Source organism: Actinomyces sp. oral taxon 448 str. F0400, from assembly GCF_000220835.1.
Lineage (GTDB): Bacteria > Actinomycetota > Actinomycetes > Actinomycetales > Actinomycetaceae > Actinomyces.
On sequence record NZ_GL985606.1, the window covers coordinates 1,482,947 to 1,501,563 of the forward strand.

The following is an 18,617-nucleotide window of genomic DNA, read 5'->3' on the forward strand; positions in this document are numbered from 1 at the left end:
GCCCAAGATATGACACGATCGCGGTGGGGGTGTGGTCCACGCCCCCGCGGTCATGGGAACACGCCGCCGGAGCGGGATGTTGCACACGCTGGCGGTGGTCGGGATCCGTTCCGTGCGGACCGACCGCATCCGTGACGAGCGCCTTGAAGCGCGAGAGGAGGAGCAGTGGGACCGTTGTACACCGTCGAGCACCCGGCCGAGGATCCCGTGTCCCCGCGCGTGCTCCTGCATCACTTCGACGGCGCGATGGACGCCGGTCATGCAGGCGCCCTCGCCGTCGAGCAGCTCCTGATGACCCTGCCGCACGAGCGCATGGCCACCTTCGACGTCGACACTCTCGTCGACTATCGCGCCCGCCGTCCCGTCATGACCTATGCCAGTCACACCTACGAGAGCGTCGTACCGCCCGAGCTCGTCCTGGATCTCGTCCAGGACGACGAGGGCGAGGACCTGCTCGTCCTCCACGGGGCAGAACCCGACTTCCGGTGGAACGAGTTCGTGGGCGCGGTCACGCATCTGGTGGTCTCCATGGGCGTGTCCCAGGCCGTGGGGCTGACCGGCCTGCCTCTGGCGACCCCGCATACCCGCCCCACCTACGTCCACCACCACGGCAATCGCCCCGAGTTGCTGCCCAAGCAGCCGGATTTCTTCGGCCGTGTCGAGGTTCCCGGCTCCATGAGCGCCTTCCTTGAGATCCGGCTCGGGCGGGCCGGCCTGGATTCGCGCGGGCTGTCGGCGGGGATCCCCCACTACGTCGCCCGCGACGATTACCCGGCCGGGGCGGCGGCCCTGCTGGTCGCCGTCTCTGAGAGTACAGGGCTGGCACTGCCGGTCGGCGACCTCGAGGCGGCCGCCAACGTCAACCGCGCCGAGATCGACGCCGAGGCGGCGGGTCAGCCCGAGGTCACCGCCGTCGTCAACGCGCTGGAGGCCCAGTACGATGCGGTGGCGCCGATCAGCGGAGCGGATCCGGCGCACATCGTCGACGTCCCCTCCGCCGACGAGATCGGGGCCCGGCTGGAGGCCTTCCTCGAGGCGGCGCGGGCCGATCCGGACGCCTGGCGCCTCGACGACCATCGGGAGGACTGAGCGCCGGCCGTCGCCGCGCCGCCCCGGTCCTCGTCTCGCAGCGGCCGCGGTTCCGGGCGGTCAGGCGAGAGCGGGGTCGTCGGCCCGCCAGGTGCGCGCCGGCAGCGGCAGGCGGCGTACCGCCCGGTCGACGGCCCGGGCCTGGGTCCGCGTGAAGGGCTCGTCGCGGGCGACCACCACGAGGTTGCCCTGTCGACGTCCCCGTGCCGCCGCGGCGTCGGCCACCACGAGCACCGCCTCGACCTCGAAGACCCCTCGCACGGCCGCCAGCTCGCTCGCGGCGATCTCGCGCGGTGCGGAGACGACGTTGGCCAGATACAACCCGCCCGGCCCCAGGGCTCGCCGGCACGCGGCGACGAACTCGGGCGTCCGGCATGCGCCCGGCACTCGACCTGCGTCGAACACGTCGCGCACGACGACGTCCCACGCCCCCGGCCGCAGCCGCGGAGCCACCTGGGCGGCGTCCCCGACGCGGATGCGCAGGCGCGGCGCCCGGGGCAGGTCGAACCATTCCCGCACGCGCTGCGCCAGGACGCCGTCGATCTCCACCGCCAGCTGGGTCGAGCCGGGGCGCGTGGCGTCCCATGCTCGCGCCAGCGCGCACCCGGCCCCGCCCAGATGGACGGCCCGCACCGGTCCGCTCTCGCCGCGCAGCGCCGTCACGGCGGCGTCCATCTGCTGGAGGTACTCGAAGTCCAGGTGAGTCGGGTCATGCAGGTCGATCCACGACGACTCCGCGCCGTCCAGCAGGAGCAGGATGCCTCCGTCACGCACCTGGAGCTCGGCGGTCGCCGCCGACGTGCGCACCGGCTCCGATGGAAGCGCCCGCAGGAGCGCATCCTCGTGGGAGCGTCCCCGGGCCGAATGCGATGGTGTCACAGGTGCACGTTATCGTGGCCGCATCCGGCCGACGGGCCGGTGGGCGACCCGGCGCCCGCGGACCACGCGCAGGAGGGGAGGCGGTCATGAGTCGGTCCCCTCGCGCCCGGGAGGCGCGCCGTTCCTGGGGCGAGGACGATTCGGGCACGCCGATCCTCCACGTCGATATGGACGCTTTCTTCGCCTCCGTCGAGCTGCGCGAGCATCCCGAGCTCGCCGGACGGCCCCTCATTGTGGGCGGAACGGGCGGGCGCGGGGTCGTGTCGGCCGCCTCCTACGAAGCTCGCCTCTACGGCGTCGCCTCGGCCATGCCGATGGCTCGAGCGCACCGGCTGTGCCCCCAGGCGGTCGTCCTGCCCGTGCGCCACGGGCTGTACTCCGCGGTCTCCCGTCAGGTGATGGCCGTCCTCGGTCAGGTCACGCCGATGATGGAGAAGGTCAGTGTCGATGAGGCCTTCCTCGACGTCTCCGGGGCGCGCCGCCGCATGGGCTCCCCGGTCGCGATCGCCCGCTGGATCCGCGCCGAGGTTCGCGAACGTGTCGGCGTGCCGGCCTCGGTGGGCGTGGCCGCCACCAAGTTCGTCGCCAAGCTCGCCTCCTCCCACGCCAAGCCCGACGGGCTGCTCCTCGTGCCGGCCGACGCCACCCAGGACTTCCTCGACGTCCTGCCGGTGGGCGCGTTGTGGGGCGTGGGGACCAAGAGTGCCCAGATCCTTCAGCGGCGGGGGATTCGCGATGTGCGCGCCCTGGCCGCCGCCGACGTGCGGCGCCTGGAGAAGATCCTGGGGATCGCCGCGGGGCGCCACCTGCACGATCTCGCCCACGGCATCGACCCCAGGCCGGTGAGCCCGGGCCGGGAGGAGAAGTCCATCGGCACGGAATCGACCTTCTTCGAGACCATCACCGACCGCGCCCATGCCCGTCGGGTCCTGCTCGACCAGGCCCACCAGTGCGCCGCCCGCCTGCGCGCCGGCGATCTGCGCGGACGGGTCGTCGTGCTCAAGGCGCGCGGGGCCGACTTCGTCACCGTTACCCGCTCGCGCACCCTGCCCGTTCCCACGGATCTGGCGCGTGACCTCTTCGCCGTCGTCGAACAGCTTTTCAAGGCCCTGCCCACCCCTGGGGGAGGCTTCCGGCTGCTGGGTGTAAGGGTCGAGGGTCTGGCCCGCTCCGACGACGGCGTCCAGCTCCTGCTCGACGACGATCCCCGGCGCGGGGCACCCGAGCGCGCCGCCGACGCGGTGCGGCGACGCTGGGGCGCGGGCGTCCTGGCCCCCGCGAGCCTCCTGACTCCGCCGACCGGCGGCTCCCCCGCCCGCCCCGGCTCCGTCGGAGGAGCCGCGGCGCACCGCAGCGGTCGCGAGCCGATGCGCGAGGAGTAGGCCGTCGACGTCCGCGACGCCGCCGGTTTCCCAGATGCCGGGCTCACCGCCTATCCTGGTGTCGTCCGGGACCGCACCGGCGCGGGTCGAGCGGTCCTGTGCCCGTCACCGGAGTTCGACCGTCGGGAAAGCGAGGTGCCCTCGTGGCATTGTCGGAGCGCGAGCAGCAGGTGCTGCGCGATCTGGAAGACCAGCTTCATGTCGAGGACCCGTCGCTGGCTCATACCATGGATCACGCGGAGACGCCCTCGGGGCGCTTCTCCCCGCGCCACGTGGGTGCGGGCCTGGCCCTGGTGCTCGTGGGCCTGGCCTTGGTGATCGGCGGCGTCGCGGTGAGGCACTCGGTGGCCTCCATACTCCTGGGCGTGGCCGGCTTCGGGCTCGCCGTGCGCGGCGTGACCCTCATGCTGACCCGGGTCGAGGCCCCGGGCCGTCGGGACTCGTCCCGCGGGGATCCTTCGGGTGGGCGATCCGCGCGAGTCTCCTTCATGGACCGCCAGTCCGAGCGCTGGGAGCGGCGTCGCGACAGCGAGGACTGAACCCCGCCCCACTTCCCTCCACCCGAGGCCTTCCAAGCCCCGTCACCGACCGGTGGCGGGGCTCTTCGCACGCCTCGGCGGCGTGCCGGATGCCGGGCGCCACGCCCGGGGGACGGTTCGACGGTCGAGTTCCTCCACCGTTCTCCACCGCATGAAACGGCGATTTCGCGCCGCCAGGATCGGGATCGTGACGACGGTGTGACGTCTGAGGTGGAAGGAAAGGGAGGGAAGTGGAGTACTGTGGGTCTCACTGGATCGTTGAGGGGGGAGGAAGGAGTGATGCTCGATGTTTCTGGGTACTCACTCTCCTCGTCTCGACACGAAGGGGCGACTGATTCTGCCGGCCAAGTTCCGCGACGAGCTGGCCGGAGGAGTGGTCCTCACCCGGGGGCAGGAGCACTGCCTGTACGCCTTCACCTCTGCGGAGTTCGAACGCATGTACGCCCAGCTGCGGGAGGCGCCCCTGGCTCAGAAGCAGGCCCGCGACTACGTGCGCGTCATGCTTTCGGGCGCGGACTCTCAGATTCCCGACAAGCAGGGACGCATTACGCTGCCCGCGCCGCTGCGCGCCTACGCCGGCCTCGAACGGGACCTGGCGGTCATCGGTGCCGGCGCCCGCGTCGAGATCTGGGACGCCGAGGCCTGGCAGACGTACTTGACAGCGCAGGAGCAGGTGTTCGCCGACACGGCGGAGGAGATCATCCCGGGCTTCTTCTGACTCTCGCGCCGCAGCGCATGCCACCGGCCGAGGAACCGACAACCGCATACCGCCGCTGACCGGATACCCGGGCCCCGTCCCGTGAGGTCTCCGCCCGCCGCAGCGTCCGACGTCACTTCCCCGGCGCCGGAACACGCGGGAGGAGTCCTGGCGGGACGGAACCGGGTCACTCCGCGGCGGCGTGCACCCGTACGGGCAGGACGAGCCCGTGCGCGCGCACTCAAGAGCCCGCGAAACCGGTTGAAACAGACCGAGAAGACAGAGAAGACAGACAGACCGAGAAGATCGAGCAGGAAGGGGGGGGGCGGTGAACGACGTCCTGACGACCGCCGAGGACGGGCCCGTGGATCACCCCCGTCGGGCTGCCGGGCTCCACACGCCCGTCCTCCTGGAACGCTGCCTCGACCTGCTCGCTCCCGCCTTGATCGGCCCGGGAGCCCCCGCCAGCCCCATCCTGATCGACTGCACGCTCGGCACGGGAGGGCACGCCGAGGCCGCTCTGGAGCGCTTCGGCGATCTCGCCGTCGTCGGGATCGATCGGGACCCCGAGGCGATCGCACTCGCGAGTTCCCGCCTGGCCCGCTTCGGCCGGCGCTTCCGCGCCGTGCGCACCACCTACGACCACGTCGACGTCCTCGCCCGCGAGGCGGCCGCGCGCGCCGGGCGCCGAGACGGCCTGGTCGATGCGATCCTCATGGACCTCGGCGTCTCCTCCCTCCAGCTCGACCGGACCGGACGGGGCTTCTCCTACGCGCGCAGGGCTCCGCTGGACATGCGCATGGATCAGTCCGCCGGGCGCACTGCCCAGGACATCCTCGACACCGCTGACGAGCGTGAGCTCGCCCGCATCCTGCGGGACTACGGCGAAGAGCGCTTCGCCGCGCGCATCGCCGCCGGCATCGTGCGGCGTCGGGAGTCGGCCGACCCCGTCGCCTCCACCGACGCCCTGGTGGAGGTGGTGCGCGCCTGCGTGCCCGCCGCCGCCCGCCGCAGCGGCGGCAACCCGGCCAAGCGGACCTTCCAGGCTCTGCGGGTGGCTGTCAACGCCGAGCTCGAGGTCCTCGAGCGCGCCGTGCCCCGGGCCCTGAACTCCATTCGGGTCGGCGGACGCATCGTTATCGAGTCCTACCAGAGTCTGGAGGACCGCATCGTCAAGCGCGCGCTGGCCGCAGGCGTCTCCTCGACGGCCCCCGAGGGGCTGCCCGTCGTGCCCCCGGACGCCGAGCCCTATCTCAAGTCGGCCACCCGTGGCGCGCTGCGGGCCGACGACGTCGAGAGGGCCGCCAACCCCCGTAGCGCCTCGGTGCGCCTGCGGGCCGCCACCCGGGTTCGGCCTGCCGATCAGGCCCCCGCGCCCGAGCTCGCTCCCAGACCCCGCACCCATCCCGCCACAATGACCGCACGAGGAAGGAGAGGCCGATGAGTGCAGCGGCAGCCCGAGTCCGCCACCCACGTACCGACGACATCGCTCCATCCGGTCGGCGCTCAGCGGCGCGCGACCAGGCCCGGGACCAGCCCCAGCTTCACGTCGTTCGGGGCGTCGCCCCGGCACGGACGACCATGCCGTTCCTACTGATGGTCGTCGCGATCCTGGTGGGAGCGCTGGCGGCCTCGATGTTCCTGAACGCCAAGATGGCCGATACCGCCTACAAGATGAAAACGGCCCAGGCCGAGCTCAACGTCCTCAACGATCACATCGAGACGGTCCGTTCGGATGTCCAGAAGGCCTCCGCGCCCGATACGCTCGCGTCGCGGGCGGCCGAGCTGGGCATGGTGCCCGCCGCCGCCCCCGGCGTCGTCGACCTGCCCGCCTCGACCCTGTCCGGCGGCACCGCCGCGACCGGCGAGTAGCACGTGGTGAACCCCAGCCGCCGTCGGGCCCTTCAGGTCATGGGCCTGGCGGGCTTCACCGCCCTGACCGGACGCACCGCCTGGCTCCAGGTCGTCGCCGGCCCGCAGCTCGCCGCCAGGGCGAAGGCCGAGCGCACCGTCACCTGGGTCAACCGCGCGCCGCGCGGAGATATCCTCGGCAGCGACGGAACGATCCTCGCATCCTCGGCCGTCTCGTACGACATCGGCGTCGATCAGCTCAAGATCGCCCAGTACGAGTGGACCGAGGACCGCACCGATCCCGCCACCGGCCAGAGGTCGAAGACCGTCCGCGGCCACGGCGCGGCCGCCGCCGCCTCGCAGATGGCCGAGATCCTCGGCGTCGACGCCCAGGAGCTCGGCGCCTCCATGGTCGGAGAATCCACCTACGTCGTCATCGCCGAAGCCGTTCCCCCGGACACGTGGCGGCAGATCAAGGCGCTGGGCATATCCGGGGTCGAGCCCGATCAGCGCACCCGCCGCACCTACCCGGCCGGGACGGTGGCGGGCAACGTGCTCGGCTACACCCATGAGGGGGACGACCGCATCCTCATCGGCTCCGCCGGTCTCGAGCTCACCCAGAACGAAGCCCTGACCGGCACCGACGGCGAGGGCAGCGTCGAGATCGGCAAGACCGGCGCCATCATCCCCACCGGGGAGCAGGAGGAGATCTCCGCCGTGCCCGGTACGACGGTGCGCACCACCATCGACCCCGATCTGCAGGCGATCGCCCAGGACGCGATCGACGAGGCCGTCACCGCGCAGGGAGCCGATTGGGGCTGCGTGGTGGTCATGGAGCCGGCCACCGGCAGGGTGCTCGTGCTGGCCGACTCCGGGGCGGTCGACCCGGCCCGCGCCGCGGACACCTCCGAGGGGGACCGTAACGCCCGCAGCGTCCAGGCGATCTTCGAACCCGGCAGCGTCGGCAAGGTCATGACCTTCGCCGCCGCCCTGGAGGAGGGGGTGATCACGCCTGACGACTCGTGGACCGTGCCCTACACGTGGACGAGCGCCGACGGGCAGACCTTCCGCGACTCCCACGAGCACGGGGTCCAGCAGCTGACCACCGCCCAAGTGCTCGCCGAATCCTCCAACGTGGGCACGGTGCAGATCGGCGAGAGGCTCTCCAGCGACGTGCGTCACTCCTACATCGAGCGCTTCGGCTTCGGTAGTCTCACCGGCATCGAGATGCCCGCCGAGTCGGCCGGCATCGTCGGCCCTGTCTCCGAATGGGACGACCGCACCAGTTACACCACCATGTTCGGTCAGGGCATCGCCGGAACCGCGCTCCAGTCGGTCCAGGTGCTCGCCACCGTGGCGAACAAGGGCCTGCGCGTCGCCCCGCGTCTCGTCGACGCCTGGATCGATCCCGGCGGGGGACGGAGCCCTCAGAGCAGGCCGGAGGGCGTGCGCGTCGTCTCCGAGTCCACTGCCGCGGCGCTCACCGAGATGCTCATCGGCGTGACCCAGGAGGGGGGCACGGCCGAGGCGGCCTCGATCGACGGGTACCTCGTGGCCGGCAAGACCGGGACCACTGAGATCCTCACCGAGGACGGCACGGTCGCGTCCTTCGTCGGTTTCACCCCCGCCCGTGATCCCGCCATTGCGGTGGCCGTCATCGTGTACCGGCCCCGGGACACCTATGGCGGCACGGTGTCCGCCCCCGTGTTCCGCAAAGTCGCCCTGGCCACGATGCACTCCCTGGGCATCGCCCCGGACCCGTCCGTCACCGCCGCGCAGGCGGCTGTCGACGCCGACGCCCGAGCCGAGCACGCCGCCCAGGAGGCGACCAGGGGCGATGGCTAGACCGGACGGGAACGGGCGACGCCCGTTGCGCGGATCCGCGGTGTGGGGGAGTGCACCCCGTGCCGGCCGCGCGGGGCGTGACCAGGGCGTAGCCTTCCACCTGCGCGGTCCCCTGCATGTCCCGGTGGTGGAAGCCACCACCCGTCGGCCACGATAGATTGAGGAGTCATGAGCAACCACGCGTACGAGTCGGCCGCGCAGCTGCGCCCGCGCCGCGGCACCCCGACCGCTCTGGGGGAGCTCGCCGCGCACGCTGCGCTGCGCCCCGCCTCCGAGGCGGACGGGGGCGGGGCCCCCGGCGACCTCGCTGTCATCGGGGTCAGCGTCGACTCCTCTGATGTCGCTCCCGGCGAGCTGTTCACCGCACTGCCCGGCTTCACGCGTCATGGGGCAGAGTTCGCTCCCGAGGCCGTCGCGGCCGGCGCCGTCGCGGTGATGACCGACGAGGCCGGGGCGCGGATGGTCCGCGCCTCCTGCCCGCGCACGCCCGTCCTGGTCGCCGACGACCCGCGCGCCGTCGTCGGCCCCCTGTCCGCGGAGGTCTACGGCCACCCCTGCACGAGGCTGACGACGGCCGCCGTCACCGGCACCAACGGCAAGACCACCACCTCCTACTTCGTCGACGCGATTCTCGCCGCCCATCTGGGTGGGTGCATGGTCGCGGGCACGGTCGAGCTGCGCGTGGGCGGGATGTCGGTCGAATCCCCCCGCACCACCGTGGAGGCTCCGGTGCTTCAGCGGATGATGGCGCTGGCCGTCGAGGAGGGCGTGGGCGCGGCCAGCCTGGAGGCCTCCAGTCACGCGATTGTCCTGCATCGTCTGGATGGCACCGTGGTCAACGTCGCCGGCTTCACCAACCTGCAGCGCGATCACCTCGATTTCCACAAGACCATGCAGGGCTACCTCGATGCCAAGGCGCGCCTGTTCACTCCCGCTCACGCTCACCGCGGCGTCGTCTGCGTCGACGATCAGTGGGGCGTCCAGCTCGCGGACCGCGTCGAGCGGGCCGGTCTGATCCCCGTGGACCGCCTGCGGGCTTACCCCGGTCGGACCCCCGCCGATTGGTGGGTGAGCGATGCCGCCGTGTCCATGACCGACTCGGCCACCACCTTCACCCTCCACGGCCCCCGTTCCGAGCGCATCGAGGCCTCCTGCCCTCTGCCGGGCCTCGTCAACGTTCAAAACGCCGCTCTGGCCTTGGTCATGACCATTCGCGCGGGCGTCCCCGCCGACACCGCCGTGGCCGCCCTGGCCGGTGCGCACAACATCCCCGGGCGCATGCAGCGCATCACCCGGCGCGATGGGGTGCGCGGCACCTGCATCGTCGACTTCGCCCACACACCCGACGCCATGGAGCTCGCCCTCGAAGCCGTCCGGCAGATCACACCCGGGCGTCTGATCGTCGTCTTCGGCTCCGATGGCGACCGCGACCGGGGCAAGCGGCCCATGCTCGGCGCTGTCGCCGCGCGCCTGGCCGATGTCCTGGTCGTCACCGACGAGAACCCGCGCAGTGAGGACCCGCAGTCCATCCGCGACGCTGTTCTGGAGGGCGTGCGCTCGGTGCGCCCCGACTTGGCCGACGTCGAGGAGATCACCACCTGGCGGGGCGATGCCGTACGTCGCGGCGTCGAGTTGTGCGGTCCTCAGGACACCGTCATCGTCACCGGCAAGGGCCACGAGCCCTTCCTGGAGGTCGCCGGAGACTTCATCCGCTATAACGACGCGCCGGTCATGCGCGAGGCCGCGCGGGCCAAGTGGGGGCCGGTGACGCCGGCATGATCACGCGCCCTCTTCACCAGGTCGCGTCCCTGGCCGGCGCCGCCATTGTCGGCCCCCGCGACGGCACCGGCCCCGACGCCGCACCTGTCAGCGGGGTCGTGACCGACTCCCGCAGGGCGGGCCCGGGCTCCCTGTTCGTGGCCATTGCCGGCGAGCGCACCGACGGCCACGCCCATGTCGGTCAGGCGGCCCGCGCCGGCGCCGCAGCGGCTCTGGTGGCCGACCCCGCCGCCGCTCGCTCCAGCCTGGTCGCCGTAGGAGTCGAGCCCGATTCATTCCCGCTGCTGGTCGTCCCCGATACCGTCGGGGCGCTCGGCGAGCTCGCCCGCGGTCACCTGGCCGATCTGCGCGGGCGCGCCCGCGCCAGGGGCGATGTGCTGACGGTCGTGGCCGTGACCGGGTCGGTCGGCAAGACCACGACTAAGGATCTCACCCGCCAGTTGCTGGCCGCTCAGAGTCCCACCGTCGCGCCGGCGGCCTCCTTCAACAATGAGATCGGGCTGCCGCTGACCGTCCTGGAAACCGACGAGTCCACCCGCTACCTCGTTCTGGAGATGGGCGCCTCCGGTCCCGGGCACATCGCCTACCTCACCCGGATCGCCCCGTTGGACGCCGCCGCCGTGCTCGTGATCGGGCACGCCCACATGGGGGGCTTCGGTTCCATCGACGGCGTCGCCGCGGCCAAGAGCGAGATCATCGCCGGCCTGGTGCCCACCGGCACGGCGGTGCTCAACGCCGATGACGAGCGGGCCCTCGCCATGTCGTCTCTGGCCCCCGCCGACGTGCTGACCTTCTCGGCGACCGGGGGCGGCGCCGACCTGCGCGCCACTGATGTGCGAGTGGGGGACGGCGCCCGGGCGAGCTTCAACCTGCACGCTCCCGGCCTGGCGGACTCCCGTCGCGTGCGCCTGGCGCTGCCCGGCGCACACAACGTGGTCAACGCCCTGGCCGCCGCGGGACTGGCGATGGCCGCCGGAGTCCCCGCCCGAGCCGTCGCCACGGTGCTGGGCGACGTCCGGATTGAGAGCCCGCATCGCATGGAGGTGCACGAGGTCGCCCTGGGAGACGGCCCGGGTGGTGTTCTGCTCATCGACGACTCCTACAACGCCAACATCGACTCCATGTCCGCCTCCCTGGCCTCTCTGCCGGCCCTGGCCGGCGACCGCCGCCGCGTCGTCGTCATCTCCGAGATGCTCGAGCTCGGGGAGTCCTCGGTGGCCGACCACGCGCGCACCGGAGAGCTCGCGGCTCGGGCGGGGACGGCGCTGCTGATCGCCATCGGCTCCGGCGCCGCACCCACCGCCCGTACGGCCGCCCGCGCCGGAGTGGAGACCATCGAGGTCGCCGATGCCGAGGCGGCACTCGCTCTGCTCGATTCGCCCGACTCCCCGCTGCGCGACGCCGACGCCGTTCTGGTCAAGGGGTCTCATGACTCCGGCGCCTGGCGCGTCGCCGACCGGCTCCGCGTCGGCCGTCGAGGACCCGAGGGGTCCCGGGAGACCAGGGAACCCGAGGAGCCTGAGAAGGCTAAGGAGATGGACCCCCGATGACCGCGATCCTCGTCGCCGCAGCCGTCGGCATGCTCGTCACACTGCTCGGCACCCCCCTGCTCATCCGCTTCCTCCACCGGCGCCAGTACGGCCAGTTCATCCGCGAGGACGGACCGCAGGGCCACTTCATCAAGCGCGGCACCCCCACGATGGGGGGTCTGGTGATCATCCTGGCCACCGTCCTCGGCTACGCGGTCGCCAATCTCGTCGAGCTGCGCGCTCCGCGCGCCAGCGGGGTCCTGCTGCTCTTCCTCATCGTGGGCCTGGGACTCATCGGCTTCCTCGACGACTTCGAGAAGATCTCCAAGGAACGGTCGTTGGGCCTGCGGGCGTGGCAGAAGATGCTGGGCCAGGCGTTCATCGGCATCACCTTCGCCGCAACGGCCCTGTTCTTCGCCGACCGCAACGGACTAACCCCCGCTTCCACCCGCCTCTCCTTCGCACGGGACACCAACCTCGACCTGGCTTTCGCCGGAGTGGGCGTGGGACTGGTCCTGTTCGTCCTGTGGGCGAACTTCCTCATCACCGCCTGGTCGAACGCCGTCAACCTCACCGACGGCCTCGACGGGCTGGCCGCCGGCTCCTCGGCCATGGTCTTCGCCGCCTACACTCTCATCGGCGTGTGGCAGACCAACCAGTCGTGCACCTACGGTCACCACGACCTCGTGGCCACCCTGTGCTACCAGACCCGCGACCCGCGCGACCTGGCCATGATCGCCGCCGCGCTCATGGGCGCCTGCTTCGGATTCCTGTGGTGGAACGCCTCACCGGCCAAGATCTTCATGGGGGACACCGGGTCCCTGGCCCTGGGCGGCGGCCTAGCGGGGCTGTCCATCCTGACCCGTACCGAATTCCTCGCCGTCATCCTTGGCGGCCTGTTCCTGGCCGAGGTCATCAGCGACGTCGTCCAGATCGCCTCCTTCAAATCCACGGGACGACGTCTTCTGCGCATGGCGCCGCTCCACCACCATTTCGAACTCGGCGGCTGGACCGAGGTCAACGTCGTTATCCGCTTCTGGATCATCGCCGGAGTCTGCGTCGTCGTCGGGCTCGGCCTGTTCTACGCCGAGTACCTCGTGTCCTGACCCGCGCGTCACGACGACGGAACCGGTCGATGGGCCCACACTCATCGGTGGGGCTCGTCGGCGGGACCGCCGCCCGACACGAGACCGTTCACGACACCAGCCGCATCCCAGGATCGAGACCACAGTGACCACCGCCGACGCCATGACCCTGAAGAACCTCGCCGGGGCACGCGTCGGCGTCGTCGGCGCCGGTCGTACCGGGCTCGCCGTCATCGACGCCCTGGACGATCTCGGGGCGCGCGTCCATCTGCTCGACGCCCGCCCCGGGGCCGCCGATGCCGTGACGGCGCCGCTGGAGCGGGTGACCATCGGGGACGGCGGGGTTCAGGCCGACGCGCTGGACGAGACCCGTCCCGACCTGCTCGTCGTCTCCCCGGGGGTGCCGGCGACCGGCCCGGTCCTGACACGCGCACGGGCGAGCGGTCGTGAGGTGTGGAGCGAGATCGAGCTCGCCTGGCGCCTCCAGCAGGCCAGACGTCCCGACGTCCCGTGGATCGTCGTGACGGGAACCGACGGCAAGACCACGACGGTCGGCATGCTCGCGGCCGTTCTGAGCGCCGCCGGTCTCAATGCCCCGGCCGTCGGCAACATCGGGTCGCCCACCATCACCGCGGTTCTGGAGGACCGGGCCGACGTCATGGCCGTCGAGCTCTCCAGCTTCCAGCTCCACACCACCGGCACGCTCAGCCCGCTCGCCGCGGCCTGCCTTAACCTCGCGCCCGACCACCTCGACTGGCACGGCGGGCTGGAGGCCTATGCGGCGGACAAGGCCCGCGTCTACGCGCGCACACGGCGCGCTGCCGTTTACAATACGGCCGATGCCGCCACCAGGCGCATGGTCGAGCAGGCCGACGTCGCCGCCGGCTGCCTCGCCGTCGGCTTCACTCTGGCCGTCCCCGGCCTGGGGCAGGTAGGCGTGGTCGAGGATCTTCTGGTCGACCGGGCGCTGCACGCCGGTCGCCGCAGCGCGGGTTTGCCCCTCGCCTCGCTCGTGGACCTGGCGCATCTGGCCCCCGGCGGCGAGACCGAACGTCTGCCCGCCCACGTGACGGCCGACGCCCTCGCCGCCGCCGCCCTGTCCCTGGCCCACGACGCCGTCGCCGCCGATCCCGGGGCCGTCGCGCGCGGGCTGCGCGCCTACGTCCCCGGCTCCCACCGCATCGTTACCGTCGCCCGGGGCGGGGGCGTCACCTGGGTCGACGACTCCAAGGCCACTAACCCGCACTCCGCTCAGGCAGCCCTGACCTCGCTGCCGGCCGGCACCGGCGTGTGGATTCTCGGCGGCGACACCAAAGGAGCGGTTTTCGATGACCTCGTGCGCGCGGTTCGCCCGGTCCTGCGCGGCGTCGTCGTGGTCGGCAAGGACCAGACCGACGTGCTCGCCGCCCTGCGCGCTCGCGCTCCGGGGACACCGGTGGCCCGCATTCCCGACGGCGACGGCGCCTCGGTCATGACCGGCGCGGTCGCCGCCGCCGGCGCCATGGCGCGGCCCGGCGACACCGTCATGCTCGCTCCGGCCTGCGCCTCCTGGGACCAGTTCAGCTCCTACGCTCAACGGGGCGACTTGTTCGCCGCCGCAGCGCTGGCTCACGTCGAGGGTCGGGAGGCACCGTGATCACACGTCAGCGGACGGGCAGGCCGGTTCGCGACGACGCCCCGCGCGTCGGCGGGGCGAGTCCGGCCGGCCCGCGCAAGCGGGCCGCCGGGACTGCGAAGAGCCCGCGCGCGTCGAAGACCCCGCGGGCCCCGAAGGCTCAGGCAACGAATGCGAGGGCCCCTGCCTCCTCTACGCCCTCGGCTGCTGCGAGGATCTCGGAGGCGGTCCCGGCGCCCCGCGGTGTGCGGGCGTGGTGGCGTCGGGTCCTGGGCGGCGACGGCCCCCGTCCCGGCGAGCCGGCCACGCTGACCTACTACGCCCTGCTCCTGTCTGCCCTCGTCCTGCTCCTGTTCGGCCTGGTCATGGTCTTCTCCGTCCAGTCGGTGACCGTGGCGGCCCAGGGCCAGGATGCTGTCACCGAGTTCCTCAAGTACCTCGTCTTCGCCGTCGTCGGCCTGGCCGGCATGGCGGCCATCGCCCGCGCCCGTGTGCGCACGCTCAAACGACTCGCCCTGCCCGCTTTCATCCTGGCCTGTCTGAGTCAGCTCCTGGTCTACGTCCCCGGTGCGGGCAGCTGCGTGGGGGGCAACTGCAACTGGGTCCGCGTCCCCGGACTCGGTACGATTCAGCCCTCGGAGTTCATCAAGCTCGCCCTGTGCCTCTACCTGGGGGTCATGGTCACCACCCGTCAGGACGCCTTCCTGCCCGGAGTCGACACATGGCGCAGGTTCCGGCGGCTGGCCGGGTGGATCGTCGCTCCGGTGCTGCTCGCGGTCGCCCTCGTCCTGGGCGGAGGCGATCTCGGCACCGTCATCGTGCTGGCCCTGCTTGTGGCCGGAGCACTGTGGATGGGGGGACTGGGCTGGCGCTGGTTCGCGGCGCTGGGCGTGCTCGGGTTGGGCGGTTTCACGCTGCTGTCCGCTCTGTCGGCCAATCGGCGCGCCCGTATCATCGCCTGGTGGCACCCCGATGGCGCGGACCCGCTCGACGTGGGCTACCAGCCCAAGCACGGGCGCTGGGCGCTGGGCACGGGGAACTGGTGGGGCGTGGGCCCGGGCTCCTCGCGTCAGAAGTGGGGGTACCTCACCCAGGCCGACTCCGATTACATCTTCGCCGTCCTGGGCGAGGAGTTCGGCCTGATCGGAACACTCATCGTCATCGCCCTGTTCGCCGTCATCGGATGGTGCTGCATGCGCATCATCCGGCGTTCGCGCTCCCTGTACGTCTCGGTGGTCAGCGGTGGTGTGGCGGCCTGGATCGTCGGTCAGGCCGTCATCAACATGTGCGTCGTGGTCGGGCTGCTGCCCGTGCTCGGTGTGCCCCTACCCCTGATCTCCAAGGGCGGTTCGGCCCTGGTGTCCGTCCTCCTGGCCGTCGGGGTGCTGCTCGCTCTGGCCCGCCACGAACCCGGCGCACCCGAGGCCCTGCGCGCCAGCGGCGCCGCCGTGCGTCGTACCCTTGCCGTTATCGCCCCCCGCAGGAGGAACCGTGCCTGACACTCATTCCACCGGCGCGTTCGAGGACGCGCCCGCACCATCGGCGCGCCGGCTGCGCGTGCTGCTCGCCGGAGGCGGCACCGCAGGGCATGTCAATCCCCTCCTGGCCACGGCCTCCGCCCTGCGCGAGCCCACGACCGGCGGGGGCGGGGACGCCGGTATCCTCGTGCTGGGCACTCGCGAAGGGCTTGAGAGCCGTCTCGTGCCCGAGGCCGGCTACGATCTAGCCTACGTGCCCCGGGTGCCGATGCCGCGTCGGCCCACGGGGGACCTTTTCCTGCTGCCGCACCACCTGCGCAAGGCCGTGTCCGCGGCCCGGGAGGCCATCGATCGCGTCGACGCGCAGGTCGTGGTCGGCTTCGGCGGCTTCGTGTCGACTCCCGCTTACCTCGCGGCCCGGCGGGCGGGGGTGCCCGTTGTCATTCACGAGCAGAACGCCCGTCCAGGCCTGGCCAATCGGTTGGGCGCCCGCTGGGCCGCGGCCGTGGCCCTGACCTTCGCCTCGACGCGCCTGCGGGCGTCTGCCGGGCGCACCGAGGTCACCGGCCTGCCCCTGCGTCCCGCCATCGGCGCACTCGTCGCCGAGCGGGCCGACGCCGCCTCCGCGGCGCTCCTGCGGGCGGAGGGCGCACAGGCTCTGGGCCTGGACCCGCAGGCGCCGACCCTTCTGGTCACCGGAGGCTCCTTGGGCGCCCAGCATCTCAACGAGGTCATCGTCGCCTCGCTCGGACGCCTGCCATCCGGCCTTCAGGTCCTCCACCTGACCGGCCGGGGCAAGGATGCGCCCGTGCGCGCCGCCCTGGAGCGGGCCGTCGCCGAGGGCGACTGCGCCCCCGACCTGGCCGAGCGCTACCACGTGCTCGACTACCTGTCCGCCATGGAACGGGCCTACGCGTGCGCCGACGGCGTCATCTGCCGCTCCGGCGCCGGCACCGTGGCCGAACTGACCGCTCTGGGCCTACCCGCCCTGTATGTGCCGCTGCCTATCGGCAACGGCGAGCAGAGGCTCAACGCCGCCGACTGCATCGCCGCCGGCGGCGGCCGCCTGGTGCCCGACGGCGAGGTGTCCGCCGACGACATCGTCTCCTTCACCGATCTGCTCGCCGACCCCGAGGCCCGCGGGGCCGTCGCCGAGGCCGCGGCGTCCACCGGGGTGCGCGACGGCGCCGCGCGCCTGGCAGCGCTCATCCGCTCCGTTGCGGCCGAAGCGCGGTCCGGGGCGGCCCCCGACGACCGCGGCGCGGACCAGTCGGCGGATCAGGAGGTCAAGTGATGAGCGCATCCGAGCGGACCGACTTGGGCGGCCGGGCCTTCCATCTCATCGGCGTCGGCGGCGCCGGCATGAGCGTGCTCGCTCAGCTCCTCGCCGAGCGGGGCGCCGCCGTCACCGGGTCGGACGCCGTCGGCGGCGATGCCTTCGACCACCTGCGCAGCCTGGGGCTGACGGTGGTGGTGGGCCATTGCGCCGACAATGTGCCGCCGGGGGCCACCGTCGTCGTCTCGACCGCGATCAAGGAGACCAACCCGGAACTCGCCATAGCCCGCCGCCGCGGTCAGGAGGTCCTCCACCGCTCCCAGGCCCTCGCCCTGGCGGCCCGGGGGCGCGACTTCGTCGCCGTGGCGGGAGCCCACGGCAAGACGACCACCTCCGGTATGCTCGCCCAGGCTCTGTCGGTCGCCGGCCGGGACCCCTCCTTCGCCGTCGGCGGCGTCGTGCGCGACCTGGGCACAGGCGCTCATCTGGGGGCGGGGCGCGCCTTCGTGGCCGAGGCCGACGAGTCCGACCGATCTTTCCTCAACTACGACCCTTACCTGGCCGTCGTCACCAATGTCGAACCCGATCATCTCGACAATTACGGTACGCGGGAGGCCTTCGAGAGGGCCTTCGTCGATTTCGCCCTCACCGTGCGCGAGGGCGGCAGGCTCATCGTTTGCGCCGATGATCCCGGCGGTCTGCGACTGGCGCGCGCCGCGGTGGAGCACGGCGTGGCGGTGACGACCTACGGCACCGCCGGCCCCGACGTCGGCGATCGGGGCCGGCTCGTCGGTGACGCTCACGTTCGCGTCGAGATCACCGAGCGGCGCGCCGACGGGACCTCGGCGCTGCTGACGCTGTGGAGTGGCGAGACGGCGACGGGCACCGGGCCGGTACGCCCTGAGGACTGCACGCTCACCGGTTCGGTGCCTCTGGAGCTCGCCGCCCCTGGCGACCACGTCGTCCTGGACGCCGCCGCTGCCTGGGCGGCCGGTCTCGAGCTGGGTGTCGAGCCCAGAGTGATGGCCCGCTCCCTGGGCTCCTTCGGAGGGACCGGGCGCCGCTTCGAGACGCGCGGCGAGGCCGCCGGAGTGGTCGTCATCGACGACTACGCCCACCACCCCACGGAGATCGGGGCCCTGCTGGCCACTGCTCGCGAGGTCGCCGATGTCCGCGGGGGCCGCGTCCTAGTGCTGTTCCAACCGCACCTGTTCTCCCGCACTCGGACCTTCGCCGATCGTTTCGGCGCGGCCCTGGCGGGCGCGGACGTCGTCGTCGTCACCTCCGTCTACCCGGCGCGGGAGTCTCAGGAGGACTTCCCCGATGTTACCGGCGCCATGATCGTCGACCGGATCGCCGGCTGCGAGGCCCGGTATGTGGCCGATCGCGTCGAGGCGGCCCGCGCTCTGGCCGACGCCGCCCGCAGCGGCGACGTCCTGCTGACCGTCGGCGCCGGCGACGTGACCCGGCTCGGCGCCGTGATCCTCCAGCGGCTGGGCGCCCGTCTGAGCGGTCCGCAGCGATGAGGAAGCCGCGAGCGCCGCGTCCGGCTCCCGAGTCCCCGGCCGGGGAC

At 72.3% G+C, this 18,617-nt stretch carries 15 protein-coding genes; 14 read left to right on the top strand and 1 reads right to left on the bottom strand.

Annotated elements, in window-relative coordinates; genetic code table 11:
• Positions 1 to 165: 165 nt before the first annotated feature.
• Positions 166 to 1,089: a proteasome assembly chaperone family protein gene (locus HMPREF9062_RS06335; RefSeq protein ID WP_034253877.1), complete on the top strand. Its 924-nt coding sequence runs from the start codon at positions 166 to 168 to the stop codon at positions 1,087 to 1,089.
• Between the two features lie 60 nt (positions 1,090 to 1,149).
• Here the strand turns inward: HMPREF9062_RS06335 and HMPREF9062_RS06340 are convergent, their stop codons facing one another.
• Positions 1,150 to 1,896, bottom strand: coding sequence for a spermidine synthase (locus tag HMPREF9062_RS06340; protein ID WP_009749250.1), 747 nt, complete (start codon positions 1,894 to 1,896; stop codon positions 1,150 to 1,152).
• Between the two features lie 158 nt (positions 1,897 to 2,054).
• Between HMPREF9062_RS06340 and dinB the strand changes: the two genes are divergently transcribed.
• The 13 genes from dinB (at position 2,055) to murC (ending at position 18,570) form a co-directional block, all read left to right on the top strand.
• On the top strand, positions 2,055 to 3,350 hold the full coding sequence (gene dinB, locus HMPREF9062_RS06345; protein WP_009749251.1) for a DNA polymerase IV: 1,296 nt from the start codon (positions 2,055 to 2,057) through the stop codon (positions 3,348 to 3,350).
• Positions 3,351 to 3,493: 143 nt separating this feature from the next.
• Positions 3,494 to 3,889 (top strand): DUF3040 domain-containing protein, encoded by a 396-nt coding sequence (locus tag HMPREF9062_RS06350; protein ID WP_009749252.1) that lies wholly within the window; start codon positions 3,494 to 3,496, stop codon positions 3,887 to 3,889.
• A gap of 286 nt (positions 3,890 to 4,175) precedes the next feature.
• On the top strand, positions 4,176 to 4,607 hold the full coding sequence (gene mraZ / locus HMPREF9062_RS06355) for a division/cell wall cluster transcriptional repressor MraZ (RefSeq protein ID WP_009749254.1): 432 nt from the start codon (positions 4,176 to 4,178) through the stop codon (positions 4,605 to 4,607).
• Positions 4,608 to 4,914: 307 nt separating this feature from the next.
• Positions 4,915 to 6,030 carry a 16S rRNA (cytosine(1402)-N(4))-methyltransferase RsmH gene (gene rsmH, locus HMPREF9062_RS06360; protein ID WP_009749255.1) on the top strand — a complete coding sequence of 372 codons (1,116 nt, stop codon included), beginning with the start codon at positions 4,915 to 4,917 and terminating at the stop codon, positions 6,028 to 6,030.
• Positions 6,027 to 6,458, top strand: coding sequence for a hypothetical protein (locus HMPREF9062_RS06365; RefSeq protein ID WP_034253879.1), 432 nt, complete (start codon positions 6,027 to 6,029; stop codon positions 6,456 to 6,458). The genes rsmH and HMPREF9062_RS06365 overlap by 4 nt, the downstream gene beginning before the upstream one ends.
• Before the next feature lie 6 nt (positions 6,459 to 6,464).
• Positions 6,465 to 8,282 (top strand): peptidoglycan D,D-transpeptidase FtsI family protein, encoded by a 1,818-nt coding sequence (locus HMPREF9062_RS06370; protein ID WP_009749257.1) that lies wholly within the window; start codon positions 6,465 to 6,467, stop codon positions 8,280 to 8,282.
• Between the two features lie 168 nt (positions 8,283 to 8,450).
• A complete protein-coding gene (locus tag HMPREF9062_RS06375) occupies positions 8,451 to 10,061 on the top strand; it encodes a UDP-N-acetylmuramoyl-L-alanyl-D-glutamate--2,6-diaminopimelate ligase (protein WP_009749258.1) in 1,611 nt (536 codons plus the stop codon).
• Entirely contained in the window at positions 10,058 to 11,611 is a 1,554-nt protein-coding gene (locus tag HMPREF9062_RS06380) for a UDP-N-acetylmuramoyl-tripeptide--D-alanyl-D-alanine ligase (RefSeq protein WP_050795259.1), read from the top strand. The genes HMPREF9062_RS06375 and HMPREF9062_RS06380 overlap by 4 nt, the downstream gene beginning before the upstream one ends.
• Positions 11,608 to 12,696, top strand: a complete 1,089-nt coding sequence (gene mraY / locus HMPREF9062_RS06385; protein WP_009749260.1) for a phospho-N-acetylmuramoyl-pentapeptide-transferase — start codon at positions 11,608 to 11,610, stop codon at positions 12,694 to 12,696. Before HMPREF9062_RS06380 ends, mraY begins: the two co-directional genes overlap by 4 nt.
• A 124-nt stretch (positions 12,697 to 12,820) precedes the next feature.
• The gene (murD, locus tag HMPREF9062_RS06390; RefSeq protein ID WP_009749261.1) at positions 12,821 to 14,311 is read left to right on the top strand and encodes a UDP-N-acetylmuramoyl-L-alanine--D-glutamate ligase; all 1,491 of its coding nucleotides are present in this window, start codon (positions 12,821 to 12,823) and stop codon (positions 14,309 to 14,311) included.
• Between the two features lie 224 nt (positions 14,312 to 14,535).
• On the top strand, positions 14,536 to 15,789 hold the full coding sequence (locus HMPREF9062_RS06395) for a peptidoglycan glycosyltransferase FtsW (RefSeq protein WP_009749262.1): 1,254 nt from the start codon (positions 14,536 to 14,538) through the stop codon (positions 15,787 to 15,789).
• Positions 15,782 to 17,062: a UDP-N-acetylglucosamine--N-acetylmuramyl-(pentapeptide) pyrophosphoryl-undecaprenol N-acetylglucosamine transferase gene (locus HMPREF9062_RS06400; protein ID WP_009749263.1), complete on the top strand. Its 1,281-nt coding sequence runs from the start codon at positions 15,782 to 15,784 to the stop codon at positions 17,060 to 17,062. The genes HMPREF9062_RS06395 and HMPREF9062_RS06400 overlap by 8 nt, the downstream gene beginning before the upstream one ends.
• On the top strand, positions 17,062 to 18,570 hold the full coding sequence (gene murC, locus HMPREF9062_RS06405) for a UDP-N-acetylmuramate--L-alanine ligase (protein ID WP_009749264.1): 1,509 nt from the start codon (positions 17,062 to 17,064) through the stop codon (positions 18,568 to 18,570). The genes HMPREF9062_RS06400 and murC overlap by 1 nt, the downstream gene beginning before the upstream one ends.
• Positions 18,571 to 18,617 lie beyond the last annotated feature (47 nt).

Excerpts from the sequence above, each read along its gene's own strand:
- dinB (WP_009749251.1), top strand. The coding sequence starts at position 2,055 with ATGAGTCGGTCCCCTCGCGCCCGGGAGGCGCGCCGTTCCTGGGGCGAG.
- mraZ (WP_009749254.1), top strand. The coding sequence starts at position 4,176 with ATGTTTCTGGGTACTCACTCTCCTCGTCTCGACACGAAGGGGCGACTG.
- HMPREF9062_RS06365 (WP_034253879.1), top strand. The coding sequence starts at position 6,027 with ATGAGTGCAGCGGCAGCCCGAGTCCGCCACCCACGTACCGACGACATC.
- HMPREF9062_RS06375 (WP_009749258.1), top strand. The coding sequence starts at position 8,451 with ATGAGCAACCACGCGTACGAGTCGGCCGCGCAGCTGCGCCCGCGCCGC.
- HMPREF9062_RS06380 (WP_050795259.1), top strand. The coding sequence starts at position 10,058 with ATGATCACGCGCCCTCTTCACCAGGTCGCGTCCCTGGCCGGCGCCGCC.
- mraY (WP_009749260.1), top strand. The coding sequence starts at position 11,608 with ATGACCGCGATCCTCGTCGCCGCAGCCGTCGGCATGCTCGTCACACTG.
- murC (WP_009749264.1), top strand. The coding sequence starts at position 17,062 with ATGAGCGCATCCGAGCGGACCGACTTGGGCGGCCGGGCCTTCCATCTC.